Here is a 22,626-nt window from a genome sequence, read left to right as displayed (position 1 = left end):
CTGACAGCGGCACCAGCGGGCATTCGGCAACAATTTCCAATCACATGGAATCGTCGCACTGAGAATCATGCCGCAATGATGCCGAACAAATAAATAGGGCAACCGGACCTGTACCAAGGCATTGCCAGGTCCGGTCGCGAAATTTCAATGACGGGTCGCGTCGGGATAACTTCAATTTGTCCCCGGACCGGGCGCAACGCATCCATTTGCACGACGATTACGGCGACGTTTCCATGCATACACGCCACCGAGGGCCAGCAGACCAAGGCTGCCCGGCTCGGGGACGGCTGTCACACTGGCGATACTAACGTCGTCAAAACTGCGTTGAAAAAAGACATCCGTCGGAAAATTCGTGTCTTCGAATTTGACACTGATGATGTCATTCTCGTCGCTTTGAAAGCCGAAGAAACTGTGATTGGTGCCACTTTGCGCATTCAAGTTTCCGACCATCGAAAAGACTTCATCGGCGCTGCCAATTCGTGAGACGGTCACAACCTGGTCCACACCGCTACGATTCAGGACCAATCCGAACATCGCGACCGGGTTATCGAATGAGAACGTTACCTCCTTGGCCGCCGAATGGATCGCCTCATCTCCGCTGGATGCGAATTCCGGCTTGCCGTCGGCCGCACGAACCGTAAAGCCGACGGGATCAAACTCCGAGAACGGTTGCGTGATCGACACTCGATTTCCGATTCCAGGCATTTCGACGATCGGATTGTCGATTTGCACTGTGCCGACGATTTCGCGTCCCAACCCTGAATAGCCGTGTTCGGTCTCGAAAGTCATCGTCGATCGCCCCGACACCGCATTGAAATCGGTCAAGGAGATATTCCCGATCGATTCAGTCAATGCAACGCCGTTGGAATTGACGTCGAAACCTAGATCTGGGTTGGTCGCAATGACGTCGCCCCAAAGTGAGGCGCCGCCCAACAAACCGATCACTGGAATCAATAAGTACTCAAGAATTCTGGTCATCTGATTTTCCCTTAAAGTCTTTGTAGATGCTCGTACCGGCCCTAAATCACATCGTTCGATGGATTCTTCAAAGGCAGCGTTCTTCCCCCCCGCCCCGGTGGCGGTGATGAATTGCGATCGTTGGATCCAATGGGCCTACCAGATAGAACGTTCTATCTCTCGCGGTGATGATACTTGGGGCGGTAACCTTGGAAACTCAAATCAGCGAATTTATCGCCAGACTTCACCGTATCTTCGCGGTCCACGTATCGCGTCGAATGGTGACCTGAATCTTCAACGACGTTCGTCGCCCTGCCGAGGTAATCTAATACTCCCAAAGAATACAGACGTGCCCCACGGTAGACCCAGATGCACCACACCTTTGCCTTCAGTTGTCGAAGAAGCCAGCGTCACACATTGCGCAACTTGCACCGCGACTTGCCTCGTCAAGGTGTCCTCACAACGTATCGCTCAATCGACGACCATGATTGAAATCGTGTCGACAGAGTCGGGCCAAGAAAACGATATGACCAGCTTATAAGTCTTCGTTCGAAACTTGATTGGTCGTGCCGCCCACTTGGACGGGGCAGGGAATCATTCGGCTGCGGCACGACTGCGCAGACTTGGTCGCCAAAGTCACTGCCATTTCACCGGCGGCCTGACCAAACGCCTGTTGGGATAGAATGGCTGCTGTGATGGACGGGGCGTTGGCGGTACACATGGTTCCAGAGTCGAAGGTTGCGATTGCCAGCGAGCGGGGCACTTCGCGTCCGATTTGCAAAGCAACATCCAAAAAAACTTGCGCTGCGGTGCAACTTCCAAGAATCACCGCTGTGGGTTGGGGATGATCGTCCAACCATTGACGTGCAAAACTCGCACGCTGCGGGCGCGGTACGAGGTGGTCAAAGTTGATCACCCCATGGATTGAATTCGCCTCACAGGCCCGTTGAAATCCCTCGGCTCGCTGACGAATAGCAAACGCGTCGTCCGGCGGGGCGTTGAGATCCAGAAAGTGAATCGTTCGGTGCCCACGTTGGGCCAAGTGCTCCACCAAGCCCGCTGCGGCTTCCGCCTCGTCATAGGAAACCGAGTTTTTTGAGAGCGGGCGATGAAGCCACAACAACGGCAAGTCCATCGAACGCAGCGCACGCACCAAAGTGGGCTCTGGCGCCCGAGATAGTCCGACCACCAGTGCATCGACACAATCCTCATTCATCAGCCGAGATTTCCGTCTGGCTTCGGCATTGGACAGCAATACGCTGTCGATCATCAGTCCAAGATTGGCCTTGCCGAAACAATCGGACATCGCCGCCAAGATGTTTTGTGGTAGAAACACCCCGGCGTCTTGGCGATCCATCAACACCCCCACACGACCGTGCCTTGCAGTGCGTAGCGAAGCCGCGTCGGCATTTCGACGGTACCCCAATCGCTCCGCCGCTTCACGGACGCGACGACGAGTTTCGTCGCTGGCTCCGATCGTTGACGGACCACGACCGTTCATCACCGCACTGACCAACTGAACCGAAACATTGACTTCGGCGGCCACATCGGCAAGCGTGACACGGCCGGTTCGACTTCCTGCCATCAGTTCGGTGCCCTCGTTTTATTGGTGGTTGCAATCCCTCGGTCGCCACAGTCTGCCATCATCACGATAGAAAACTCGATGCATCGCGATTCTCCGATTTGTTCTCGATCCAAAGGGCAGTAGAGTATCGGCTTTCGCAAAGGAACGGACAACCAACTGACCTGCCGACTAAACTTTCGTAGACTGCGCCGATTTTGACGGCACACCGGTTTTCGTTTGTTCCACGCCCACCGAGTTCAGTGCTTCGCAAAGAGTCATCCTGGCTAGCCGATTCGCTTCTGACCAAACAACGGAGGTCTTTGATGTTGCATCGGGATCCTGGCAACGCAGGGGTGCGCTGAGTTCGATCAACATCGGCCGCGACCACTGCAATGGAGAAATCGCCTGGGCCCACCGGTGCCACGAAAACGAACCTTTGCCCGGCGGTTGGTGCGCATCACACCATCCCGGATTGTCGCTTAGATGAAGATGGACGATCCGTTGGTCGAAAAGGGTCAACGCCGTTTCAATGCTGCCTTCCGGTCGCACGTTCCAATGCCCCGTGTCGAAACAAACCCCCAACGGCGATTGGTCGATTCGATCCATCAGACGACGCAAGTGGGCCAATCCATAGGTGGGCAAATTCTCCACGGCCAATTTCGTTTCTCCGTCACATTCTCCGATCAGATGGTTACACAGTTCCACGTCTCTTTCCAACAAAGACTTGGCGGTTTCCACCACATGGGGATGACTATGGGGCGTCGGATGCACGACAAAGGCATCCACCTTCATTCGGTTCGCGATTCGCCATTGCGGCAAAATCTGATGCAAGGCATGGGGAACGGTTGTGGCCAAGCCTGGAAAATTGGGACCATGAATCGATCGCACCGGAATTTGCATTTCGACCAATCGTTCTGCCAGTTCCGTCCAATAGGTCTCCCCCAGTGCGGACAATAAATGTTGGGCGTGTGGCAGTGGAAGTTCCAATGCATCAAAACCGGCAGCCTTCGCCGCGCACGCGGACCGTATCACAACGTCATCAAAATTCTGTAACGTCAGTGATTCGGCAAAGGAAAGCCATTCCGCCGTGACCGACAACTTCAACGCGTTCATGCCATCATCCTGGTATCGTTCATTTCGTCTATTGTGAACTTGGCTGAAAATCGAACCATAATCGAATTTCGGCCAGTTCTTGAGGCCTGTTCATCGCCGTGGCCACTTCGTCCTGGTCCAACGCGTGGTCCAAGATGATCAAATCATCAATGGCAATAGGTGATGCATCCGATCCGCTGGCGGAGTTCCCACCAACAATCAACGGTGCCGATGGAAACCCACACGGCCAACGCAAATCGCTGCGTCGCTGCGCGACTTTCCCATCCAACCAAAGCGTCAATTCGGCCACCGCGGACTCAGGATGATGCTGCCAAGCAAACGCAACATGATGCCAGCGTGTTGAATGATCCCCTCGACCAATGGAACCGACCGAAGGCCGATCGAGTTCCCATCCGGCGTTTACAGAAACGTAAGCCTCTCCGGGTCCCTGATACGGAGACTGACCCAACTTTGCCAGCCAATTGAAGCCTTCGCGATCCACCGACAGTGCCAACCACGCGTCACGATTGTCACCGGAGGACACCAAAAAACTTGTCCCGTCGTCCGTGGGAACATGAATCCAGGCCGCGACGGTCCCCGCGTCGACGTGCAGATCACCTGTGGGAACAACCAGACGGTGCGTGTCATCAAAACACGCGCCCCATTGATCGCCACGACGCATGTGACCGTTCAGTGACCCCGACGCCTTCGATTGTGCGCCACCTGAAATCAATCCAATCGGTTCCTGTTGGTGCTCCTTGAAATCGCCGCTGTCGGCAAGGTCAGTGTCGACGGGCAGCCCGATCCGCGATGGGTCATCCAACGGCATGATCCGCTGGACCAACTTGTAAGCGTCACCGGGATCGATTCGCACCGTCGGCCCGAGACACTCCAACTGGAACCGATGATCCGATGGCGACACAAAGGTATAGCCGTTTGGCATCTCCGATGCTTTCTGAACCATCGTCCTCAGCATCAACCCACGGCTTTCCGACGCCTGCCAGACAGCGATGTCGTCAACCAAATTTCCAGATGCCGGACGCATTTGATCGTGCATCCCGCCCAGGGTGTCGATATTCCGCCAACGCCCGCTCGCATCCATCCGGAAAGCCATCGCTTTTGAGACATCACCCCCCAAGCAAAATTGTGGATGCGTTCGCAACGCGGTCTCCATCGATTGACTGGTCGTATTGGTCAGCGTTTCACGAATTTCCAAGTATTTAGGATGGCCATTGAGACGATAGACTCGGTTCAGCTTCCATCCATCACCGACTGATTCCATCTCGATCTGGGACTCCGCCTTCTGCAGCACTCGATAAGACTGTTCCCAACCGGCGGACCCAAATTGACGCCCCACATAAGTCTCGTAGCCCCCGTAGTCCAAGTAATCCGCCGCCAGTCGATCAACCACTTGTGATGCCGGACCTTCGGCCAAGTAATTCCACCCAGTTTCGGAATCGATCAATCGAACCGCTCGGCCTCCCAGTTCCGGGATCACCGCCAACTGCAGGCCACCGTTTTCAATTCGTTCCATGTCGGCAACGCGTCGACGACAGCGAAATGCGGTGCGTTGCAGGGCCGGTCCACCGCCGCCTCGATCGCTGGCTTCTTGAACCATGGCGGCGAACTGTTCGGAATCAACAACCGGTCCATCCGGATGAATCACGTAAGCGTCCGATGTCCGCAAAAGCCGCCATTGGCCATTGCCGGTCAGGTCCACCGTCCGCGCAACTTTCGCAGCACCTTTGGTCGCATCCAGAGCGATACGAACCGATTGCAACCGCTGTCGTTGGTCCATGGAAAGCGGATACGCCGACGCCCGATCCAGCAACGAATCCAACCTTTCCAACAGTTCCGGAGTGAACACCAGCGGCGACGGTACCACCACTTCGCCATAAGTCATTGGGGACCACTTCGATTCCTGACAAGCGATCTCCATGGCACGATAAAACTTCTCCATTGGTGGCCCAGCGTCAGGGCCAAAACTGTGATGACAAAAATCGGCGATCAACGCATCCGCATCTTGGGTCGGATTCCAAGCGAATCGGGCAAGTGCGTGATAGACCAGCGGGTTATACGTCTGATAGGCGGGATTGGACTGGGTGAAGTAATGTTTGCAACCGATGTCATGCAGAAAACGCATCGTGTCACGGATCCGATACACCAGGGGCAGCAGGACCGGTGCGTCTTCAGACTGATGAAAATCGCCGATTAAAAAGTATTCCCAGACGCCAAAGTCCTTTGCCTGGGAAGCCCAACGACGCATTTGTTCGACAGCGAGAGCATTGTGTTTTGATTGCGTCGGACCGTGCGCATAGTCACCGTGAAAACAATACTGGACCATAATATTTGGTTCCAGTTTGGCTTCGTCCAGCGGAATCAGATAATTGGCATATGCCGGCAAAAGTATTCTCTGATTCGGCTTGCTTTTCGATGCGATACGACGTGCAACCTCGTTGGCAAAATACACCATGCGGCCGGTCATCGAACCTTTAGCACCGGTCGTGAAATTCGTTCCACCTAACTTCATCGCTTCAGTGGATTCATCCCAATAAATCGCGCCGTCATTTGGCCACAATGGAACGACTTCACCATCGGGATGATCGTGAAACCAACGTTGAACAAAGGCGGCCGTGTGGTCGATCACATCTGCATTGGTGAGCGCCAGATTTCCACCGCCATAGTACGGTCGGCCTTCTGATCCAGGTCGTCGGCGTCGCCCCTGGTAAAGTGCAAAGTATTCGGGGTGCTGTTCAAACCAGGATTCTTCCGGCGGAAAAATGAATCCGAAGTTGTGCGCGATCCACTGCCAGTGCCTAGTCCCACCGCGTTTCCGCCACGCTGCGTCGACACGCATCGCATCAGATGGTTCGGTAAATTTACCGGATCGCAACGCAAAGGCCCGGTTCAATCGGTTCTTGGTTCTCCAGTCGATGGCCGAAACAGGATCGATGCCCTGCGGTGCCCCGCCACCAATCTCACGGGTGTGCATCGCGGGCGATTCGACCCTTTCCGATGACTCCAGGTGCCAATTCTTTCGCGTCGGCACAATTTCACCCAGCGGTCCGGGGCCAAAGAATCGACACCCCTGTTGTTCCAAGAACGCGTACACGCCGTATAGCGCGGCACGTGGGGTGGCTCCGGCAATTTCCACCGTCCCACTTAGCCGGTCGACCTCCAAATAAAAGGTCTCGTCCGTGGGGGCATCGATGGAGGTTTCCAACGTGGTCAGATCACCATGAATGGCAACCTTCAGTGGTTCTTCCACCACGCCCATCTGGCGTGCGTACCGACGTAGTTCCTCTTTCGCAAAGACCAGGACCGGATCCGCGTCGTCGTGCAGACGTACCGTCTGCGCCCCGGCCGTACCGATGCTCAACAGCGCCCCCACCAGGACACCAACCACGGATGAAATAGAACGTTCTATCATGCGGGCTAGACTAGTCCGACGACGGTGACCCCGCAAGCGTCTTTGGCTTCCAACCTGCGGATCGATGCTGGCAACAGGACATTACACAGAAGGTTGGACCTCACGAATTGTCGTTCTGCACACGTCAGTTCGTACTTTTGCACGGTCATCGAACGCTGGCCCCCTAACCGCGCCGCAATCCCTAACGCATCCTTCACGAAACTTTCCCGATGGAAAAATGCGATTTCAAAGAACTCGACTCACGCGGACGCGAACCACGTCTTGTTGGCCGTTCACAATGGGCATCCGATCCGGTGCAGTGGTTCGGCACATTGGAGGGAAAGACGCTGGATACCGGCGTCACTGTCTTGTTCTATCGCACCGAACAGATCGGCGAAGGCCCACGTTGGCACGTCCATCCTTACGACGAGGTCTTCATCATTCGCAGTGGGCGAGCCCTGTTCACCATCGGCGACAAAAAACTGGAAGCTCGGGAGGGTGACGTGTTGATGGGACCAGCCAACGTTCCTCACAAGTACCACAATCTCGGACCGGGAACGTTGGAGACCACCGACATTCACCTCTCCGACCGTTGGATCCAAGCCGATCTCGATGATCCGGAATCATGATTTCCGCAACCCCTGCAACGGGTCCGGGACCAGCTCGTCTTCTTCGCTTGGGCAACTTTTGTTCATCTTAAGGTGCGAAGCAAAGCACCATACGTGCTGTCGGAATTGGAACACCGAAATTCGCAGGCTCCCATACCTTTTGCCGCTGCCACATCGATTGCCACCGGACAAACGTTGACGCAACGGATGCTAGACAACGCAGCTCACTTCTCCGCTTCAAAACCGCTTGATGTCACATCAAGAGCTGAAATCACGCCCGCGCTCTCTGTCCTCTCCAACCGACCACACTGCCGAATCCAGCAACGGCATTGCGTCTTGAAACGTCCGAATACGAAATCCGGTCGTAAGTCGCCAACGGCACCTTTCGAGTTCGATACGATGGTGGCGGGGAAGCGGGGCATGCTTCGCAGTGTTACCCCACTTAAGAACATGTCAGTGACCGGCCAAGTCGGTACGGCTGCATCCCTTCGTTCATCCCACACCCAGCATCGATCACACCCGCCGCCTTCCTGTCTGGAAAACATCCGGGAGATTCGCTGTGAAAGCGTTCACCGCAACCTTATGTGTTTGCGTCCTGATTACCAGCGTCATGGTTGCTCAACGCGTCGACGCCCAACCGCCGGCACGTCCCGATCTTCTGGTCGCCGACTTTGAAGAAGCGGACTACGGCGCGTGGAAAGCCGAGGGCGATGCGTTTGGCACCGGCCCGGCAAACGGAACGCTGAAGGGACAAATGCAAGTCAGCGGCTTTCGCGGCGATCGTTTGGCCAATTCCTTTCATCAAGGCGATCGCAGCACCGGAACGCTGACGTCACCGCCGATCACCATCGAACGACGTTACCTGACGTTTCTGATCGGTGGTGGCGGGCACGCGGGCAAGACTTGCATGAATTTGCAAATCGGCGGAAAAACAGTGCTTACCGCGACCGGCACCAACATCCGTCCGGGCGGCAGCGAAGCGTTGCAACCTGCTTCCTGGGACGTCGGCGAATACGAGGGCCAGACGGCGACGATTCAAGTCGTCGACTCCGCGACCGGTGGCTGGGGACACATCAATGTCGACCACATTGTCCAGTCCGATACGAAACCTAGGCTGCCCGATTTTGCGGCTCGCGAAAAGACGTTCACGATCGATCATCGGTACCTCGTCATCCCCATTGAGAACAAGCCAAAGGCCCAGGGCCAGATTCAAGTTTTTGTCGACGACCAGGAGGTTCGTCGCTATGCGTTGAATATCGCAACGTCGGCAGAAACGACCGACTGGTACGCCTTCTTTACATTGGATGCCTATCTCGGTCAGACGGCTCGCGTCGTGGCCAACAAAGTGACTGAGGAAGGATTTGCGCTGGTCAGACCATCGGATCACATTCCAGGTGAAGACGACTTCTATCACGAACCCCACCGGCCTCAGTTTCATTTCACGCAGAAGGTCGGCTGGAACAACGACCCTAACGGGATGGTCTATCACGACGGCACCTGGCACTTGTTCTTCCAACACAATCCGGTGGCCCTGCCTTGGGGGAACATGACGTGGGGTCACGCGACCAGCAAAGACCTGCTGCGCTGGCAACAGCATCCCAACAAACTGTTTCCCAAAACGATGGCGCAACGTGATTGTTTCTCCGGCGGTGCCACGGTGGACAAGCACAACACGGCCGGTTGGGGCAAGAACACGTTGGTCGCTTTTCTAACCGATACAGGTGCCGGCGAATCGATTGCGTACAGCCAAGACGGCGGGAAGACGTTCACGTGGTACGAAGACAACCCCGTTGTCGAACACAAAGGTCGCGATCCCAAAGTCATATGGTACGCCTACGGTGACGCAGACACGCCACTGAACGGAGCGGCAAAGAAATTGGGTGGCCACTGGGTCATGGTCGTCTACGACGAACATCCCGAATACAAACGCAACGCAGCGTTCTATACGTCAACCGATCTGAAAGATTGGACCGAACAGAGTCATTTGCCGGGGTACTATGAGTGCACCGAACTGTTCGAATTGCCCGTGGACGACCAGCAACACAACACGCGTTGGGTCGTCTTTGCGGCCGATGCCAAGTATGCGATCGGAACGTTCGACGGCCGCGTATTCACTCCCGAACACGAAGGCAAACACCAAGTCCACTGGGGACCGTACTACGCATCACAAACGTTTGACAATGCACCCGACGGCCGGAAGATTCAAATGGGCTGGCTCCGAGTCTCCTCGCCCGGCCCGTACAACCAACACTTCAGCTTTCCGCATCGCTTGACCCTGCGAACGACCGAAGATGGCATTCGTATGTTCGCCCAGCCGATTCGTGAAATTGAACAACTGCGGGTGAAAAGCCATCGCGCAAAACCACAGCCGATGATCGGCGGCCAGCCGGTTCGCTTACCTGTGGAAAGCGACCTACTGGACGTGCGTGTCTCCTTTGAGGTCGGTTCGGCCAAAACGGTCAAGCTCGAGATTCCCGGGCGAACGATTACCTACGACGCGAAGGCACAAACCTTGAACGATGTCCCGTTGAAAACGATCAACGGCCGAGTTGACATTCAGGTCCTGGCCGACCGCAGCCTGACTGAAATCATCGGCAACGACGGTCGCGTCTTCGTCAGCGGAAGCGGGCCGGCCAAGATCGGCGGGACGGAGGTCTCTATTTCTGCGATCGGTGGAAACGCCAAACTTCTTCGGTTGGACGCCCACGAACTGAAATCCATCTGGAACAAGTAGAAGGTCAATCTGCGATGCCGTTCATTCAACAAGTTTCCGCCGGTTTGCGACTGTTGGCCGGCCTGTTGCTGGTCGCTGCTTCGGCGACACCATCGCTGGCGGCGGAAAAGCCGAACATCTTGATCATTTTCACCGATGACCAGGGCTACGCTGACCTCGGCTGCTACGGCAGTCCAACGAATAGGACGCCGCGACTGGACCAGTTGGCCGAGGAAGGGACACGATTCACGTCGTTCTATTCGCAAACGGTATGCGGCCCCTCACGTTCGGCTCTCTTAACCGGCCGTCAACCGATTCGCAGTCGCGGCTGGGGAATGCCGGCTTCGGAGATCACGTTTGCCGAACTGATTCGCCCTGCCGGATATCAAACGGCGTGCATCGGGAAATGGGATGTTTCCAACCGCAAAGCGATCATCGAACGCATGCCTCTTGCGCAGGGGTTTGACTATTACTTTGGAACGTTGGGTGCGAACGACAACGGCAAAGTCGACTTTCATGAGAACAATGAACCGGCCGGTTCGACCCGCGACATGGGAAGCCTGACCAAGCTTTACACTGACAAAGCGATCGATTTTCTTACGCAACGTCGTGATCCGGACAAGCCGTTCGTCCTGTACGTCGCCCATACGATGATGCACACCATCATCGATGCCTCGGACGATTTCCGCGGCACGTCGGCCGGCGGACTTTATGGTGATGTGGTCGAAGAGTTTGATTTTCAGACGGGACGGCTGCTTGATGTTGTCGATGACCTCGGCTTGCGTGATGACACACTGGTGATCTACACCAGCGACAATGGACCATGGAATCAAGACAAGTACACGAAACGGAAGAAGGGGCATCCGGAGGGATCGATCTTCTGGGGCAACGCCGGGCCGCTACGCAACGGCAAAGGGTCTCCCTACGAAGCCGGCTATCGTCTGCCTTGCATCGTGCGGTGGCCCGGCAAGGTGCCCGCGGGAAGAGTCAGTGATGCCATCTTTGCAACGATCGACTTCATGCCGACGTTTGCCAACCTTGCCGGCTACGCGGATCCCGACGACCGCCGAATCGACGGAATCGATCAAACCGATCTGTTGCTGGGTCAACGAGATTCCGGACGAGACTACTTTTACTTCTCGCGTGCGGGCGTTCGGCAAGGTCGCTGGAAGTACTTGAAAGCCGACGCGCATTTTCATGGTTACGCCGTCGAAGATGACCGCCCGATAGCAGAGGAGCTTTACGACCTGACCGCCGACCTAGGCGAGCAACAAAACCTTGCAGCAAAGTATCCGGACAAGGTTGCAGAGCTACGCGCGCTGATGCGTTCGATCGAAGGCACTGACGCCCTCCGGCCACAAGACAGCATCCGTTGACCGAAATGGGAGCCCGACGTCCAACACGGGGTCAGGCCTGTTTTTGGCGTTAACACTTTCGGTTGGCTGGCCCAAATGAACCAATTGAAAACCCAAGTTGATAGCTTGCTGGACACAGCGTGTCTTGGTGACGACGGAGTCAGCTTTGTGAGGCGGACGGAAGGGGCGGTGCCTGAATGCTGGCGCATCCAGCTACGGCGTATGCCTCGGTTGCCACGGGGCAGCTTTCGACACAGACGTTGCGAAACGACGAAGCCAACCCACGCTGCACCAAAACCGCTTGATGCATCCCAGATTGACAAATTGACGCCTGACCCAATACTGTTCGGCACGAAAGTTGCACATTGAATTTTAACGACTTTTGGCACGGCGATTGCGCAAGCATTCAAATTTGGCGGATGTTCCGCCAGTTTGACACGCAGCGGATGAGTCAGTGCCGAACCGACCCCCTAAACAACGAAGCCCAACGACCGAGAGCCTCGGCAGCGACAGGGATGCGGCCTCGGAAGACTCGCCTGATATTCGCGCCGCGGAACTGCAGGGCCTGAAGTTCTTCAAGAAGATCCGGCCACTGTTGGATTCCCTGCACGAGATCGGTACTGCACGCGACAAATCCTGCAATCGTGATTTGCACATGGACCAGTACGGCGTGCTAGTTCTTATGTGGATGTTCAATCCGATCCTGACATCGCTTCGTGGACTACAGCAAGCCAGCACACTCAAAGATGTCCAGAAGAAGTTCGGCGTCGGGCGAGCTTCGCTGGGATCGCTCTCCGAGTCGGTGAGCATCTTTGACCCCGAGCCGCTCAAGAAGATCGCCGCGGAGCTTGCTACCGAAGTGCCCTCGGCCGACCCATCGAAGTTTGATGTGATCGGACATCAACTCACCGCCGTCGATGGCAGCGTCTTCAAGACGGCCGTGCGTGTGGCATCTTTGGCTTGGCTGCCTGATAAGGCAGGCGGAACGACTAAAGGTAGGTCGGTTGATGGATACCGCATGCACACTCATTTCGAGATCCTTCGCGGAATCCCCGAGCGAATCGATGCCACGCCAGCCAAGCCCAAGGGGAAAGATGACGAAAAGGCAGTCCTGGCTTCCGTCTTGCAACCAGATCGCTGCTATGTGATTGATCGTGGGTATGCCAAGTTTGAATTGTTCAACCAAATCAACGCCGCCCGAAGCAGCTACATTTGCCGAGCCCGCGACAACAGCACGCCGAAGATCCTTTGTGAGCGAGACCTAACCGCAGCAGATCGCGACGCCGGTGTCCGCATCGACCGAGAAGTCGTTTTGGGAGCTCACACCAGCAACCGCAAAACGGTCGCAAGCGATCATCCGGTTCGTTACATCGAAATCGAAGTCCCGCCGCATGTCCGCACTGGCAGCAAAGGCTCTCACTGCGATGGTCGACTGCGATTGGTCACGAACTTAATGGACGTTCCGGCGGAACTGATTGCCGAAGCCTACCGGCTTCGCTGGCTCATCGAACTGTTCTTCCGAATGATCAAACAGCTTCTGGGCTGTCGGCATCTACTGAGCACCAAGCCGGCAGGCGTCGAGATTCAAATGTACTTAGCCATCATCGCTTGCCTGCTGATCCTGATCTACACCGGGGGTCAACCGAACAAACGGACCTACGAGATGATCTGCTTTTATTTACTCGGCTGGGCGAGCTTGGAGGAACTAGAAGCTCATATCAAAAAATTGAAACCGAAGGCTCTGTAGGAGCAATGCGCACCGACCGAAGTGAAGCCACTTGGGCGGTTCCCTGCTGCGCGGTCGACTCGTGTTCGCGTTGCCAAACCCTTCGTCGCATTTGCGGCGTCGCACTGCCTCCCACGCAAAAGCCGCCCAAACCGCATCAGTGCATAAGGTGAGCCGAACAGTATTGCGCCTGACCCCTTTTTCTGGCGGAAGGAGAACTCGCATGTGTGAGGACGATAAACCCTGTCCGAAATGCGCTTGCATGATGAGCCGGGGATTTCTGTCTGGTTTTCCCGGATCTTCTGCCGTACTGACCGCTTGGTGCGACGGAGAGCCCAAAAGGAAACGCGGTTTCGCCTTGGATTCTGTGCGGATCGACCCGAAAGACTGCGTGTATCTGCAAGCATTCCGATGTGCAGGGTGCGGTTACATTGAGATATACGCTCGGGCGGCGGATTCCATCAACACGTCGACCTGAGTGAGTCTCGTAGATAACAAGTAGCGGAACTGCTCTCCTTGAGTTCAGCAACCATGCGTTGGCGAGGAACGAACCGGCAAAGAACGCGTTCCCTTTGCTACGGGTTTTGAAGTTGCGATTTCCTGGTAACCCGACGCGTGAGCGAGTGAAAAAATGATGTCGACATCGCCTCGCTTACGCTTCGGGTTACCCAAAAACCAATGCCCCGGGTAAAAGCGCAACTTCAAAAAAGCTACTCGTGGGTTTGCCATTTGTGACAAAACTCCTGTCAGTCTGCTTAGGCCTATTTGCGGACCCTGAATGCTGGCGCATCCAGCTACGGCGTTAGGTGGGTGCCCGAGAGAGACTGTGTGGCTGGTCAGCGTTGACGACACTAGGCAGCTTTGAACTGGACGTGATTTTGTGGTTGGATTCGCAGCAACTTGTCCCCGTGCTTGACCATCGTTGCGTCGGCAACTTCGTAGCCGTGTCGAAATAGCAGGCTGAATTCGCCATGGCCGAGTCGTCGCAACGTGGTTTCCATGTCGGCAACCCGTTTGACTTCGTCTTCGGTCAACGCATCCTGGCCGTTCAATCTGCTGCGGGCGTCGCTGCCTTTGCTGCGCAGCCCCAATCGCAGATAGGCTCCGCATCCGGGATTCTGTTTGAAGAAGTCGATCAGCATGCGGGCGCGAAGACTGCGGACTTGATCTGTTGCAACATCCACCAGTCGCAAGGATGCCTCCACGTACCCCGGATGTGCTTTGGATCGGCGTGGCGTACCCGCCAATGCGCGCGAGGCATCGCTGACCAATAGAAAGTCGGTTCCTTCTCGCAGACCGGCACCGGGCTTGAACAATGATTCGACGCCAAGGTTGTCATACACACCGCCATCCCACAGGTTCAAACGTTTGTAACCCGGTTCGACGGCCTGCCAACCATGCGGCTGGTGTTCGGCCCATCGATGGCTGCGAGTTTTGACGACCAGGGAGCCGATCAAACCGGGAACGGCTGCGGATGCCGCCAGCGCATGTGACAGGCGAAAGTCGGGGTTACGCACATACTTGGTTTGATAGTCCCCCATCACGTCACGCTGGAAACGCCAGTTCTTTCCCGTTTGGTAGCACGTGGCGTTGATGATGATCCGAGGTGAATCGGGCAGGTCGGCCAATTTACCGTCGATACCCCAATGCCTACGCAGCGTATCGCCCAGGACCGATGCTCTGCCACGTGCGAGACGCCAAGGGAACGTCAGCGACTTGAAAACAAACGAACGCTGGACGTCCCGTGTCGTCAGCAACTGGTGTATATCAGGCACGACGTGGCGCAGGTATTCCTCGCTGGACGGCCAACGATAACCTGATCGCGACAGGACCAGACCGGCCGCCAGGCTGCCGCCGGAAACGCTGCTGACCGTGGTCACGTTGCCCAGCAAGTCTTGACGGGCAAGACGCGCGAGCACGCCGAGGTGAAACACCGTGGCACGAACGCCGCCGCCGGAAAACGCGAGTGCAATCTTCATGAATCCAGCGGAATACGGGGACAGTCGGCGCGTGAAACGCGGCTTTGCGGCAGAACGAATGCGAGGCACACGAATTCCGCCGCTGGGGTTGGTTCGAAACGCGGGCAAAGGTAGCCGTTTTCGGCCCCACAGATCCAGGCAAGTTTTCGCGGCGGTGCTTTCCCTGCTTTCCCGTGCCGGCCAGCCACCACGACGCCCCAGCCCAACTTTCCCTGAAGCGAATCGGACCTCCGATTCTCCAAAACGCCCCCCCCCCACGGCTATCGCACACGGGAATCGGCCCCGGTTCCTAGCAAAGTGTCCCCAAAGTCGTCAGCTTCGCTCGACCCCAACTTCATTGCTAATCAGTTGTTGTTGTCAGACAGTCGCGGCAGGAACCAGAGCGGCGGCCTGGTTTTGGATCCACTCATGCAGTTCGTCATACATCACGATCTGGACATCGTGCACACCGGTCACGGTGTACCGCCAACAGTTACTGATCAGTCCCCACCGCGTCGGCTCCATGCGAATGTCGCGATACAGCAACTGCAGTGGCGGATGAAACAATGAAAAGGGTGGCATCAACGACAGCATGATGCCTTCGTCGCCGACCGACACCGTGACGATGCCTTTGTAAGAATTCCAGCCGATGTCGCGTCCGGTCAAAAACACCGTCTGCATGGTGCGTTTGGAAAAGACGGGCGTCGTTGCGTTGGTCGGTCGTTGATTCGCCCGATATTTTGCGGCCAGTCGATTCCAACGCCGTGCATGGGCTTTGGACATGGTGACCATCAACGCGACAAAAACACCATAACCGAATAGGTGCATGATAATCTTTTCCATCATGATTCGTTTTTGCCCTTCTGATCTTCTTCGTATCGTTTCAAACGGTCCGCGACCCGAGAGCGAATCCGTTTGATGGATTGATCGGACTGGCCGGGAAAGAACGGCATGTCCGACTCTGGTACGCCCATGCGTGCCAGAGCGAATCGCCACTGGTCGGCTTCCTTGGACGTCCGCATGATGGGCGATGGGCGACGCAGAAACAGTTCGCGAATCTTTGGTGCGGCCTCGACACCATCGGGCCCCATCCGGATCAAAGCTTCACGAATACCATCGACCAAGCCGCGACGTTGTCGGTAATCATCTAAAGTCACTGCGTGATCCAGCGCGGAGTTCAGTGTGGGCATCGCGACCGCAGGATCCAAATCGGCCAGTGTTGCCATGAAAGGTCCCGCCTGGGAATAGAGTTCCGGAGTGTTCCAAATCTTGCGGTGTTCGACCGAAGGCTGGTCAAATGTTCCGGGCGGAAGTGTTGCCAGAAACTTCGCAAGCCGATGCCGCAATTCCGCGGATGTGTGATCCATCACGATCCGCTTGGCATAAGCATCTCGCATGGCAACGGGAAACTTCTTTTCGGAAAAGACGTCTCGAATCGAATCGTCGATGCCGGTCACGCGATCGTCGGCAACGATTTTTGCGATCAGCGCATGGTCAGTTGGCACCGAGTCGAAGAACAGCAGACCTAGGTACCTCTTGGCAAGCTCCAGCCGGGCCAGTGGTGCGTCCGGATCATCCAGTGCCTGAATGACTTCTTCGCGAAGCGTGTCCAGCACTTGGGAATCGGTGCGAGGTAGAGCTAGTCGAACCGCGGACAGCAATTCTGTCTCGGGACGCAACGAAATCGGTCCCGTCTGCAGCGTTTGACGTCCGATGTGAAACGATGCACTGGAGATCGTTCCGGCACCACAACTGACATGAAAGCCGAAATAGAACATCCGGGCCGGCACCGATTGCTTGTGAAAACGTTTGCGAAGACGCACGGTGCCGTTGGAGTCCGCGACAGTGACCTCGCGAAAATCATACGTCGGATATCGTCGCTTTTTCTGGACGCGAATGATCCAGTCCGCGGTTGCCGCATCAACGGGATCCGCCAGACGCAAGCGTTCATTGCCGCACAAACGCAAGGCCCAGTCAGCCTCGATGACTTTGCGTGCAACGATGACTTCACGCCCCACGTGGGCCTTGGTCAGCGGAGGATACTCATGGATCAACTGCCCAGGCTTGTTGGGGAACAGCCCGACCGGATCCGTCGGGTCGGCGTCCACCAATTGGTATGCGTTTGTTGGGACTGTCTTTCGGTTCGGTGTTGGCTGAACGTCATCACCAACGCGAACGGTGACGCTGTTCACATCCGCCGAATCTAACAATGCGGTGCACAGGTAATCGCACTCTGGATCGCCACGACGATCCGGAAACTCGACTCGCACGTCTCCGTCCAGATGGATCAGCTCGTCGGGCGCCACATCCGGTGCCTGTTGTGCGTGATAACCTCGAAGTGCGGAGGATCGAAACGGCTGCATCACGGCCCAACCCAACAGCAACGCCAAGCCGAACGCAACGACCGTTGATGCCACGACAGAGGTGATCGGAAGCACGCGGCGGATCAGTGCCGTCGCCGCCAAGTAAACGAAAACCGTCGGGGCCGCCGTCAAAACCAACCCGGGAATGATCAGAAAGAGATAGCCGAAGACGACCGACATGGGGGCCGCCATCGCCAAGCCGGCCAACAGACCGGTGATGATCAGCGCAAATTTCATCCGCAAAATCGCTACAACACACACGGCAATCTCTGTGCAACCGTCCGAACCGTGCCAACCGGACGCTCCGCGACTCGGCTACCTGCCGGAAGTCACACGCAACCATAGGTCGTGCGGGCAGACGAAACGGAGAGAAAGTCGTGGTGTTGTGGCGTGAAAAACTTTGCGACGATGCCGTCGTGGTTTGCGATACTTTCGCGCGTCGTAAGGCGACGTTGGCTTAACCGCCTACTTTCCGAACTCGCCGAACGTCCCCGGAAGCCGCAATACATGGGCGTTCAAGATCTGTTTCATCTCGCGCAGTTTCTCCGCGTACTCCGGGGCGCCGGCCAAGTTGTTCTGCTCGCCAGGATCGTCGTCCAAGTTGTACAACTGGTCGCGGTCATAGTATCCCGGCAGACTGCCCGTCGAACCGCTCTCGGCGTCACCGCCGCCGGGGATCGCGGTCAGATGGCTGAACGGCAGACTCGGGTCTTCGGTCACGATCCGAACGTGCCGCCGTCGCCGTGCGGCGTTCCAGTTTTCCAGAGTTCGTTTCCGCTGTTCCATCGACATGTTTTCAATGTCAGCCGGATACCGCACCGCCAAGTACTTCCAAGAACCTTTGCGGACGGCGCGGGTGTAACCAAGCTCGAAATACAAGACGCGATCGCTGGTTGCGGGCGTTCCGTTCAGATAACCCAGAAAGCTCTCACCATCGAATGAACCTGTCGATGGATCCACCCCGGCGATTTGCACGATGGTCGGTGCAAAATCGACGACGTGAACGAGTGCATCGCTGGTCGATCCGACCGGGAAACCGCCCGGTCGCCAAACGATACTGGGGTTGTGCACGCCGCCTTCGTACAAAGTGCCTTTGGCCTTTTGACCGTGATCGCTGTAGAAGAAGAATACCGTGTTCTGCAACTGATTGGTCTGTTCCAGCTTTTTGATCAGCGCCCCGACCGCGTCGTCCAGCCACAACAGATTGCACGTGTCGTCGTTGACCGAAAGCCCGGCTTGGCGAATCCGTTCTGGAATCGTTTGTCGTGCGGGTTGTACATCGGGAGCACGATCCAAGTACCCGAGCGGCGAAATCAGCGGATCGGCGTTCCATGATTGCGGACCATTGGTGGGACCATGAGGAACGGTCGTGGCCATGTACAGAAAGAACGGACGATCATGATCCTGGTCCAGAAAGTTGATCGCCCCCTCGGTGATCCATTCCATGTTCTGGACCGCGACTTCGTGAAGCCCCAGGAAGTGCGGGTTATTGTGATAAACACGGTCAACGTAATCGAATCCGATTTCACGAATTGCTTGGCAAACCTTGTCATGGTTGGCTTTTAATCGCGTGATGTTCTCGGGGGCTTTGGCACTGGCATCAAAATCCGGAAACGTTTCCAACCCCGCGACCTCCACCACGTGGTTCTTGCCCACCATCGCGGTTTCGTACCCCGCCCGCTTCAGCATTCGCGGCAGCGTCGGGGTGTCCTTCATGATGTGCGTGTTGAACTCCACCTTGGTCTGACCCCCATTGTTCTGCGTGGTTTGCAGGAAAGCGGGGTTCGTCGCTCGACTGGCATAGGTACCGGTCAAAACGTTGTAGCGGCTGGGGGTACAAATCGGCGAAGCGCAATACTGGTTCACCATCACCACGCCCTCGCCCGCCAACCGATCCAGGTTCGGTGTCAGATTGCGGCCTTTGCCTTCGGCCAAACAATTGAAATGATGCGGCAGCATGTCATCGGCAATGAAGAAGACAACATTGGGGCGATCGGACTTTGGTTGATGCGTATCGGCGCACCGCGCGCTGGAACCGGCGAGGGTCGACGCGACGGCGATCGCCAACAATGCGATGAGTTTCCGAATCGATACGTCGTTCATGGTGTCCCAAAAGCTGCGAAAAAGAGAAAAGTATGCCAGAAAAGCCGCCGGGCAGCCTGCCGCGCCGGGTCCCGAATGTCAATTCGGCTGGGCCCCGTTCGGACGATTCGCCGCCGCACAGCAAAAAGGACCCCCGTCCCCTTTGTTGGTAAGATGGGGCAAAACGTAGCATCGCCGCGCGGGCCGGGGCGGAGGTGCTTAGAATGACGGCGGCTTCTGAATCCACCTTTTCTGTCTCTCCGTGAAATCCATGTTTCAGTCTCGACTTGCTCTGTTTTCACTCGTCTGGTTCGTTGCGCTCGGCGGCGTCGCATCGTCACAAAACGATGGCGAGGTTCATCCACAGATTTGGCCAGAATCAGAAAGCCCCGTGGGCTTGGACCCGAAGATTGAATCGCGGATCACGAAACTGATCAGCCAGATGACGCTGCGACAAAAGGTCGGCCAAGTCATTCAGGCGGACATCGGTTCGATTCAACCCGACGACCTGAAAACCTATCCGCTGGGGTCCGTATTGAATGGCGGTAACTCAGCCCCCGGCGGCGACAACCGTGCCGATGCACAGGCGTGGTTAGATCTGGCCGACGCGTTTTACCAGGCCAGCCGACAGTGTGATCTGCAGGGTGGTCCGTACATTCCGTTGATGTGGGGTACCGACGCCGTTCACGGTCACAACAACATTGTCGGTGCAACTTTCTTTCCCCACAACATCGGACTGGGCGCGACACGCAATCCCAAGTTGCTGCGCGAGATCGGCGCCGTGACGGCCAAGGAGATTCGCGTCACCGGCCAAGAGTGGACTTTTGCGCCGACGATTGCGGTGGTGCGAGACGACCGTTGGGGACGAACCTATGAAGGTTATTCCGAAGATCCCGCGGTGACCGCCAGTTACACCGGAGAATTGATTGAAGGTATTCAAGGCGTCGCCGGACAGGACGACTTTTTGACCGGCGCCCACGTGATCGCCACGGCCAAACACTTTGTCGGAGACGGTGGCACATTCGGCGGGAAAGACCAAGGCGACAATCAGATGTCTGAGGAAGACCTGCGTGATTTGCAGGCTGCGGGTTACCCGGTGGCGATCAACGCCGGCGTCCAGTGCGTGATGGCTTCGTTTTCCAGTTGGCAAGGCAAAAAGATTCACGGTCATCGCGGCCTGTTGACGGATGTTTTGAAAGGCCGCATGGGGTTTGACGGATTCATCGTCGGCGACTGGAACGCACACGGCCAAGTCCCGGGCTGTACCGTCACCGACGCGTTGCCGGTTTTGAACGCCGGCCTGGACATGTTCATGGCACCGGACAGTTGGAAAGGAATGTTTGACAGTCTGATGCAACACGCCGAAGCGGGCGAAGTCGACATGGCACGACTGGACGATGCAGTCCGGCGGATCTTGCGGGTCAAGTTGCGGGCCAAGCTGTTCGATGCAGGTTTGCCGTCGACACGCCCGTTCGCTGGCGACTTTGACCAGCTTGGAACTCCCGAGCATCGTGACGTCGCACGCCGTGCCGTCCGCCAGTCGTTGGTCATGTTGAAGAACAACAAACAAACGCTGCCGCTATCACCGTCGTCCACGATCCTGGTCGCCGGCGACGGAGCGGACAACATCGGAAAACAGTGCGGGGGTTGGTCGTTGTCTTGGCAGGGCACGGGCAACAGCAACGATGATTTTCCCGGCGGCACGTCGATCTACGACGGGTTGAAAGCTCAGATGAATGCAGCGGGTGGTGACGCCATCCTTGCGTCCGAAGCGGCCCCCGGGATCAAACCCGACGCGGTTCTGGTCGTCTTTGGCGAAGACCCGTATGCGGAATTTCAAGGCGACGTGGAAACACTGGCGTACAAGCCAGAAGACCGCTCCGATCTGCAATTGCTTCAGCAGTACCACGATCAGGGTATCCCGACGGTCGGTGTATTCTTGTCGGGACGACCGCTGTGGGTGAACGCAGAAATCAATGCGACCGATGCGTTTGTGGCCGCTTGGCTGCCTGGTTCGGAGGGCGTGGGCGTCGCCGACGTTTTGCTGGCGAAGACCGATGGCACGCCGCAGTATGACTTCCAAGGCAAGCTGCCCTATTCATGGCCGCGGACTCCAGACCAAACGCCGCTGAATGTTGGCGATGAAAACTATGATCCGTTGTTCGCTTATGGATACGGTTTGACTTACGGTGATCAGGTCACCGTTGGCGAATTGGCCGAATCTTACGACGCCCAAAACTTGGCCGGCCGGTCACGGTTTTTCCAGTCCGGTCGCGCGGTTGCACCGTGGCAGATGACGCTGGCGGCGGACGACGAGACCGTGGCCGTTCGTGCCACCCGAGCCGCAACGACCGATGGGACCTTGCAAATCTATTCCGCCGACGAGAAGGCGCAGGAAGACATCCGAGTCGTTCGTTGGAACGGGGCACGGCCAGCCGCTTTCGCCTTCACGTCGCCAACGCCCGTGGAATTGGCGTCGGATCAAAAGTCGATTCGGATTCGGTTGCGTGTCGACCAACCGGCCAGCGAAGACGTGACGCTGCGTCTGTCGGCGAGCGATTCATCCGCCACAGTGTCGATCACAGACCGGATCGCAGCCGCCGGCCAGGGACAATGGGTGAGTCTGACGGTTCCGCTGACGTCGTTTTCCAATTCCGACGCCGCCCTTTCCGGTTGCTCGGGGATTGAAATCGCCACCGATGGCAGTCTGCAAATCAGCGTCTCCGACATCGATTTGCAGTAGATTCAGGGAGCAACACCAGGCGATGTGCGCGGGCGGTCGTCACCACAAGACGCCGC

The 22,626-nt window shown here is 56.7% G+C and carries 13 protein-coding genes; 5 read left to right on the top strand and 8 right to left on the bottom strand.

The annotated features are described in order from the left end of the window. Positions 1-171 precede the first annotated feature (171 nt). The 4 genes from Mal65_RS12515 to Mal65_RS12500 all read right to left on the bottom strand — a co-directional run bounded on the left by Mal65_RS12515 (position 172) and on the right by Mal65_RS12500 (position 7,043). A complete protein-coding gene (locus Mal65_RS12515; RefSeq protein ID WP_145297968.1) occupies positions 172-978 on the bottom strand; it encodes a PEP-CTERM sorting domain-containing protein in 807 nt (268 codons plus the stop codon). 514 nt (positions 979-1,492) lie between these two features. After that, complete coding sequence (locus Mal65_RS12510) at positions 1,493-2,542, bottom strand: LacI family DNA-binding transcriptional regulator (protein ID WP_145297965.1); 1,050 nt, start codon at positions 2,540-2,542, stop codon at positions 1,493-1,495. Positions 2,543-2,710: 168 nt separating this feature from the next. Then, on the bottom strand, positions 2,711-3,634 hold the full coding sequence (locus Mal65_RS12505; RefSeq protein ID WP_145297963.1) for a sugar phosphate isomerase/epimerase family protein: 924 nt from the start codon (positions 3,632-3,634) through the stop codon (positions 2,711-2,713). 28 nt (positions 3,635-3,662) lie between these two features. Beyond that, positions 3,663-7,043 (bottom strand): DUF4838 domain-containing protein, encoded by a 3,381-nt coding sequence (locus Mal65_RS12500; protein ID WP_145297960.1) that lies wholly within the window; start codon positions 7,041-7,043, stop codon positions 3,663-3,665. 209 nt (positions 7,044-7,252) lie between these two features. Between Mal65_RS12500 and Mal65_RS12495 the strand changes: the two genes are divergently transcribed. The 4 genes from Mal65_RS12495 to Mal65_RS12480 all read left to right on the top strand — a co-directional run bounded on the left by Mal65_RS12495 (position 7,253) and on the right by Mal65_RS12480 (position 13,445). Then, positions 7,253-7,651, top strand: coding sequence for a cupin domain-containing protein (locus Mal65_RS12495; protein WP_145297957.1), 399 nt, complete (start codon positions 7,253-7,255; stop codon positions 7,649-7,651). Between the two features lie 538 nt (positions 7,652-8,189). Beyond that, positions 8,190-10,364, top strand: coding sequence for a glycoside hydrolase family 32 protein (locus Mal65_RS12490; RefSeq protein WP_165701232.1), 2,175 nt, complete (start codon positions 8,190-8,192; stop codon positions 10,362-10,364). A 14-nt stretch (positions 10,365-10,378) separates the two neighbouring features. Beyond that, on the top strand, positions 10,379-11,719 hold the full coding sequence (locus Mal65_RS12485; protein ID WP_145297951.1) for a sulfatase-like hydrolase/transferase: 1,341 nt from the start codon (positions 10,379-10,381) through the stop codon (positions 11,717-11,719). Positions 11,720-12,152: 433 nt separating this feature from the next. Then, complete coding sequence (locus Mal65_RS12480) at positions 12,153-13,445, top strand: IS4 family transposase (protein ID WP_145296824.1); 1,293 nt, start codon at positions 12,153-12,155, stop codon at positions 13,443-13,445. A gap of 830 nt (positions 13,446-14,275) precedes the next feature. Here Mal65_RS12480 and Mal65_RS12475 read toward each other — a convergent pair. The 4 genes from Mal65_RS12475 to Mal65_RS12460 all read right to left on the bottom strand — a co-directional run bounded on the left by Mal65_RS12475 (position 14,276) and on the right by Mal65_RS12460 (position 19,848). Continuing rightward, complete coding sequence (locus Mal65_RS12475) at positions 14,276-15,403, bottom strand: patatin-like phospholipase family protein (RefSeq protein WP_145297949.1); 1,128 nt, start codon at positions 15,401-15,403, stop codon at positions 14,276-14,278. Between the two features lie 357 nt (positions 15,404-15,760). Continuing rightward, positions 15,761-16,228: a hypothetical protein gene (locus Mal65_RS12470; RefSeq protein ID WP_145297946.1), complete on the bottom strand. Its 468-nt coding sequence runs from the start codon at positions 16,226-16,228 to the stop codon at positions 15,761-15,763. Further along, positions 16,225-17,982 (bottom strand): hypothetical protein, encoded by a 1,758-nt coding sequence (locus tag Mal65_RS12465; protein ID WP_145297944.1) that lies wholly within the window; start codon positions 17,980-17,982, stop codon positions 16,225-16,227. Before Mal65_RS12465 ends, Mal65_RS12470 begins: the two co-directional genes overlap by 4 nt. 228 nt (positions 17,983-18,210) lie before the next feature. Further along, positions 18,211-19,848, bottom strand: coding sequence for a sulfatase family protein (locus Mal65_RS12460; RefSeq protein WP_145297941.1), 1,638 nt, complete (start codon positions 19,846-19,848; stop codon positions 18,211-18,213). Positions 19,849-20,098: 250 nt separating this feature from the next. Between Mal65_RS12460 and Mal65_RS12455 the strand changes: the two genes are divergently transcribed. Then, complete coding sequence (locus Mal65_RS12455; protein WP_196784794.1) at positions 20,099-22,570, top strand: glycoside hydrolase family 3 protein; 2,472 nt, start codon at positions 20,099-20,101, stop codon at positions 22,568-22,570. The last annotated feature ends 56 nt before the right edge of the window (positions 22,571-22,626 follow it).

It is taken from the genome of Crateriforma conspicua, assembly GCF_007752935.1.
Taxonomy (GTDB): Bacteria; Planctomycetota; Planctomycetia; order Pirellulales; family Pirellulaceae; genus Crateriforma; species Crateriforma conspicua.
This window is presented reverse-complemented; position numbering and strand designations above follow the sequence as displayed.

What these genes read in the sequence shown, in the direction of transcription:
- Mal65_RS12460 (WP_145297941.1), bottom strand. Translation starts at nt 19,848, where the DNA reads ATGAACGACGTATCGATTCGGAAACTCATCGCATTGTTGGCGATCGCC.
- Mal65_RS12505 (WP_145297963.1), bottom strand. Translation starts at nt 3,634, where the DNA reads ATGAACGCGTTGAAGTTGTCGGTCACGGCGGAATGGCTTTCCTTTGCC.
- Mal65_RS12465 (WP_145297944.1), bottom strand. Translation starts at nt 17,982, where the DNA reads ATGAAATTTGCGCTGATCATCACCGGTCTGTTGGCCGGCTTGGCGATG.
- Mal65_RS12500 (WP_145297960.1), bottom strand. Translation starts at nt 7,043, where the DNA reads ATGATAGAACGTTCTATTTCATCCGTGGTTGGTGTCCTGGTGGGGGCG.
- Mal65_RS12485 (WP_145297951.1), top strand. Translation starts at nt 10,379, where the DNA reads ATGCCGTTCATTCAACAAGTTTCCGCCGGTTTGCGACTGTTGGCCGGC.
- Mal65_RS12470 (WP_145297946.1), bottom strand. Translation starts at nt 16,228, where the DNA reads ATGATGGAAAAGATTATCATGCACCTATTCGGTTATGGTGTTTTTGTC.
- Mal65_RS12510 (WP_145297965.1), bottom strand. Translation starts at nt 2,542, where the DNA reads ATGGCAGGAAGTCGAACCGGCCGTGTCACGCTTGCCGATGTGGCCGCC.
- Mal65_RS12495 (WP_145297957.1), top strand. Translation starts at nt 7,253, where the DNA reads ATGGAAAAATGCGATTTCAAAGAACTCGACTCACGCGGACGCGAACCA.
- Mal65_RS12455 (WP_196784794.1), top strand. Translation starts at nt 20,099, where the DNA reads ATGTTTCAGTCTCGACTTGCTCTGTTTTCACTCGTCTGGTTCGTTGCG.
- Mal65_RS12475 (WP_145297949.1), bottom strand. Translation starts at nt 15,403, where the DNA reads ATGAAGATTGCACTCGCGTTTTCCGGCGGCGGCGTTCGTGCCACGGTG.
- Mal65_RS12515 (WP_145297968.1), bottom strand. Translation starts at nt 978, where the DNA reads ATGACCAGAATTCTTGAGTACTTATTGATTCCAGTGATCGGTTTGTTG.